At 57.5% G+C, this 1,140-nt stretch carries 3 protein-coding genes; 2 read left to right on the forward strand and 1 reads right to left on the reverse strand.

From position 1 onward, the window contains the following. Positions 1-129 precede the first annotated feature (129 nt). Positions 130-600, forward strand: a complete 471-nt coding sequence (locus ALO64_RS01290; protein WP_002555835.1) for an Lrp/AsnC family transcriptional regulator — start codon at positions 130-132, stop codon at positions 598-600. Between the two features lie 83 nt (positions 601-683). Next, on the forward strand, positions 684-938 hold the full coding sequence (locus tag ALO64_RS01295; protein ID WP_005731708.1) for a hypothetical protein: 255 nt from the start codon (positions 684-686) through the stop codon (positions 936-938). On the opposite strand, the gene ALO64_RS01300 is transcribed toward ALO64_RS01295, so the two are convergent. Then, a partial coding sequence (locus ALO64_RS01300) for a DUF4411 family protein (protein WP_157058603.1) occupies positions 935-1,140 on the reverse strand: 206 nt, incomplete at its 5' end. The two genes, ALO64_RS01295 and ALO64_RS01300, sit on opposite strands and share 4 nt — an antisense overlap.

A 1,140-nucleotide genomic window follows, 5' to 3' on the forward strand; every position in this document is an offset into this window, starting at 1 on the left:
GAGCGTCACGAAATGCATGCCAACGCGGAGCATTGGCACGATAGTCATGCTGTGTGAGGCGCAGAATTGGAGTCAGACACCCATCGTTCCTCACGATAAGTGTAGAGCGACTAACGCAGGAAACCGCTAATGGACAAATTCGACCGGGCAATTCTCGACATTCTGCAAACCGACTGCACTCGCTCGGTGGCGGACATCGCCGAGCGCATCGGCCTGGGCAGCACCGCGTGCTGGCGACGCATCCAGAAGCTGGAAGAGGCCGGCATCATCGACCGCCGGGTTGCCCTGCTCAATCCGCAACGTCTGAACGTGTCGGTCAGCGTCTTTGCAGCCATTCGCACCAACCAGCACAACGCCGCCTGGCTCGAACAGTTCCACGCTGCCGTCGGCGAACTGCCTGAAGTGGTCGAGTGCTACCGCATGGCAGGCGACACCGACTACATGCTGCGCATCGTCGTGGCTGACATCGCAGGGTACGACGCGGTGTACAAACAACTGATCAGCATCCCCGGGATCAGCGACGTAAGCTCCAGCTTCGCCATGGAACAGATCAAGTTCACCACCGGCCTGCCCTTGCAATACGCATCGTTTGGCGGCTGAGCGCAGCCACGCTCATCGATTGAATCGAACCCTCAGCCCGATGCCACGTCCACTTTCTTTGGCAAACGAAAAAGGTGGCTGACATGACAACCGATCACATACTCACAAACAGCGTGCCCAAAGAAGACCCCGCCAGCCCGGAACTCGGCCAATACGACCGCGAAGCCGACCCGGTACTCGCCATGAACTCAAACAAGCCCGGCGTCGGTTCTGCCAGAGGCGATGAAGTGAAGAAGCGTACGGAAAATGACGAGGCCTACGAGGACGATGGGCTGGAAGTCTATTCGGATGACCCGGATATCGTGGCAGATGAAGGTGGTGGTGTTTCGCCGGGTTAAGGAAGTACAAACCTGGCATTGAGGTGGTGTAACAGCTCAAACGTGTTCATGTAAGGGACGTTGAGCTGCTCACACAGGTTGGGGATGATGAACTTTCGCTTTGCGTCCAGATTACGCACCTCATGCGTAACTACGGTTGCTCCGGATGTCAGGGCCTTGGCGATCAGCCATGGATCGGCCCCCTTAAGGAAGCTCCGAGCAA

Source organism: Pseudomonas meliae (assembly GCF_001400515.1).
In the GTDB taxonomy this organism is placed as follows: domain Bacteria; phylum Pseudomonadota; class Gammaproteobacteria; order Pseudomonadales; family Pseudomonadaceae; genus Aquipseudomonas; species Aquipseudomonas amygdali.

Coding starts and splice junctions, on each gene's coding strand:
- ALO64_RS01290 (WP_002555835.1), top strand. CDS start 130: ATGGACAAATTCGACCGGGCAATTCTCGACATTCTGCAAACCGACTGC.
- ALO64_RS01295 (WP_005731708.1), top strand. CDS start 684: ATGACAACCGATCACATACTCACAAACAGCGTGCCCAAAGAAGACCCC.